Below are 3,180 nucleotides of genomic sequence, written 5' to 3'. Positions count from 1 at the left end.
GACCCGGCCGCCGCCGCCCTCGCCCAGAGCAAGGACGACGACGAGGCGCTCGGCGCACTCGGCTACCGCCCCGAACTCAAGCGCACCCTCGGCAACTTCCACACCTTCGCCGCCGGGATCAGCTACATCTCGATCCTGACCGGCACCTTCCAGCTCTTCTACTTCGGAGTCAGCTTCGGCGGACCCGCCTACTGGTGGTCCTGGCCGATGGTCTTCGTCGGACAGCTGATGGTGGCCCTCTGCTTCTGCGAGCTCGCCGCCCGCTTCCCGGTCGCCGGATCCGTCTACAACTGGGCCAAGCAGCTCGGCGGCCCGCACGTGGGCTGGCTCGGCGGCTGGATGATGGTGACCGCCACCATGGTGTCGCTGGCCGCGGTCGCTCTGGCGTACCAGGTCACGCTGCCGCAGATCTCCGAGGTCTTCCAGTTCGTCGGGGACGGCTCGGGCACCACCGACACCGCGAAGAACGCCGTGCTGCTCGGCTCCGTGCTGATCCTGTTCACCACCCTGATCAATGCGTTCGGCGTCAAACTGATGGCCCGCATCAACTCCGCGGGCGTACTGATCGAGCTGATCGCCGCCGTCGTCCTGATCGTGCTGCTGGCAGCCCACATCACCCGCGGGCCCAGCGCCCTCACCGAGACCCAGGGGCTCGGCAGCGGCGAGTCGCTGGGCTACCTGGGCTCCTTCCTGACCGCTTCGCTCGCCTCGGCCTACGTGATGTACGGGTTCGACACGGCGTCCTCGCTCGGCGAGGAGTCCCTCGACCCCAGCCACAACGCCCCGCGGGCGATCCTGCGGGCGCTCATCGCCTCGTTCCTCATCGGCGGACTGATCCTGCTCTTCGCGCTCCTTGCCGTGCCGGACCTGCACGCCAAGGAACTCTCCGCGGACGGCCTGCAGTACGTCGTGCTCAGCACGCTCGGTTCGACGATCGGCGAGATCGTGCTCTGGTGCGTGGTCGTCGCGATCACCGTCTGCGAGCTGGCGGTGCACGCCGCCGGCATCCGGCTGGCGTTCGCCATGGCCCGCGACAACTGTCTGCCCGCGTCGTCCGTGCTCGCCCGGGTCAGCCCGCGCTTCCAGACGCCCGTCGTGCCCGCCATCGTCATCGGCCTCGTGGCCGTCGGCATCCTGGTGATCAACATCAACCAGCCGCAGATCTTCTCGGTGATCACGAGCATCGCGATCATCATGATCTACGTGGCGTACCTGCTGGTCACCGTGCCCATGCTGATCCGGCGCCTGCGCGGCACGTGGCAGCCGGCCGAAGGCAAGTTCTCGCTCGGCAGGTTCGGCCTGCCGATCAACATCATCGCCGTGCTGTGGGGCGCTGCCATGTCGCTCAACCTGGCCTGGCCGCGCGCGGAGGTCTACAACGCCACCGGGCCGCAGCACTGGTACCTGCGCTGGGGCGCGTTCCTCTTCGTCGGCGTCGTCGCGCTCGGCGGCTTCACCTACTACTGGTTCGTGCAGCGGCACAAGACCGGCGTACTCGCGGAACACCGCACCGAGACCACCACCCCCTGACTGTCCCGCCCGACCCCCGACCCCCGCCCGATCCAGGAGGCGCGATGTCCGCTCAGAGCCCTGTCCACGAGTTCGACTACGTGGTGGTCGGCGGCGGCACGGCCGGTGCCGTCGTCGCCGCGCGGCTCACCGAGAACCCGGACGTCAGCGTCTGCGTGCTGGAGGCAGGGCCCTCGGACGTCGGCGACGACAACATCCTCCGGCTGGACCGGTGGATGGCCCTGCTGGAGTCCGGATACGACTGGGACTACCCGGTGGAGCCGCAGGAGAACGGCAACAGCTTCATGCGGCACGCCCGGGCCAAGGTGCTCGGCGGCTGCTCCTCGCACAACTCCTGCATCGCCTTCTGGGCGCCCGCCGAGGACCTCGACGAATGGGGCGCGCTGGGCTGTACGGGGTGGAGCGCGGCGGACTGCTTCCCGCTCTACCGGCGTCTGGAGACCAACGACGCGCCCGGCGACCACCACGGCCGCTCGGGCCCGGTGAACATCATGAGCGTCCCGCCCAGCGACCCGTGCGGATCGGCCCTGCTGGAGGCCTGCGCGGCGGCGGGCATCCCCACGACCCCGTTCAACACGGGCCGGACGGTGGTGCGCGGTGCACACTGGTTCCAGATCAACTCCCGTACGGACGGGACCCGTTCGTCCGCCTCCGTGTCGTATCTGCACCCGATTCTCGGCCGGCGACCCCATCTGGAGGTACGGACCGGGCTGCAGGCCAAGCGGCTGCTGTTCGACGACGACCGCCGCTGCACCGGCGTGGAGTACCTGGAGCCCGACACCGTTCACTCCGGTACGGTCCGCGCCCGGCGCGAGGTGATCGTCTCCTGCGGGGCCATCGACTCGCCGAAGCTCCTGATGCTGTCGGGCATCGGGCCTGCGGAGCAGCTCCGTGACTGCGGTGTGGAGGTACGGGTGGACTCTCCCGGCGTGGGCGAGCACCTCCAGGACCACCCGGAGGGCGTGATCATGTGGGAGGCGAAGCAGCCCATGGTCACCTCCTCCACCCAGTGGTGGGAGATCGGCATCTTCGCGGACACCGAACCGGGCCTGGACCGGCCTGACCTGATGTTCCACTACGGCTCGGTGCCCTTCGACATGAACACCTACCGGCGCGGCTACCCCACCACCGACAACGCCTTCTGCCTCACCCCGAACGTGACCCGCGCCCGCTCCATGGGCTCGGTGCGGCTGCGCTCCCGTGACTTCCGGGACAAGCCGAAGGTGGACCCGCGCTACTTCACGCACGAGCACGACATCCGGGTGATGACGTACGGGCTGCGGCTGGCCCGCGAGATCGCCGCGCAGGCCCCGATGGCGGGGTGGGCGGGAGCCGAGCTCGCCCCGGGTCCGGACGCCACGACCGACGAGGAACTGTTCGCGTACATCCGTGAGACCCACAACACCGTCTACCACCCGGCAGGCACCGTGCGGATGGGGGCGAAGGACGACGCCGACTCGCCGCTCGACCCCGAACTCCGGGTCAAGGGCGTCACCGGCCTGCGGGTGGCGGACGCCTCCGTCATGCCGTTCCTGCCGGCGGTCAACCCGTGCATCACGACGATGATGATCGGCGAGAAGTGCGCGGACCTGCTCAGGGCCACCTGAAATCGTGTCGAGGCAGACCTGAAGTCGCGTCGGGGCGCAGTGC

General features: G+C 69.3%; 2 protein-coding genes. Both read left to right on the top strand.

Features of this window, described 5'->3' with window-relative positions:
• Positions 1 to 1,530 (top strand): APC family permease (locus ACWGIG_RS38115; RefSeq protein WP_453326311.1); only part of this gene is annotated, 1,530 nt, incomplete at its 5' end.
• A gap of 44 nt (positions 1,531 to 1,574) precedes the next feature.
• Positions 1,575 to 3,137, top strand: coding sequence for a GMC family oxidoreductase (locus tag ACWGIG_RS38110; RefSeq protein ID WP_453326310.1), 1,563 nt, complete (start codon positions 1,575 to 1,577; stop codon positions 3,135 to 3,137).
• The last annotated feature ends 43 nt before the right edge of the window (positions 3,138 to 3,180 follow it).

The organism is Streptomyces sp. NPDC054863 (genome assembly GCF_053610825.1).
This window is presented reverse-complemented; position numbering and strand designations above follow the sequence as displayed.

Coding starts and splice junctions, on each gene's coding strand:
- ACWGIG_RS38110 (WP_453326310.1), top strand. CDS start 1,575: ATGTCCGCTCAGAGCCCTGTCCACGAGTTCGACTACGTGGTGGTCGGC.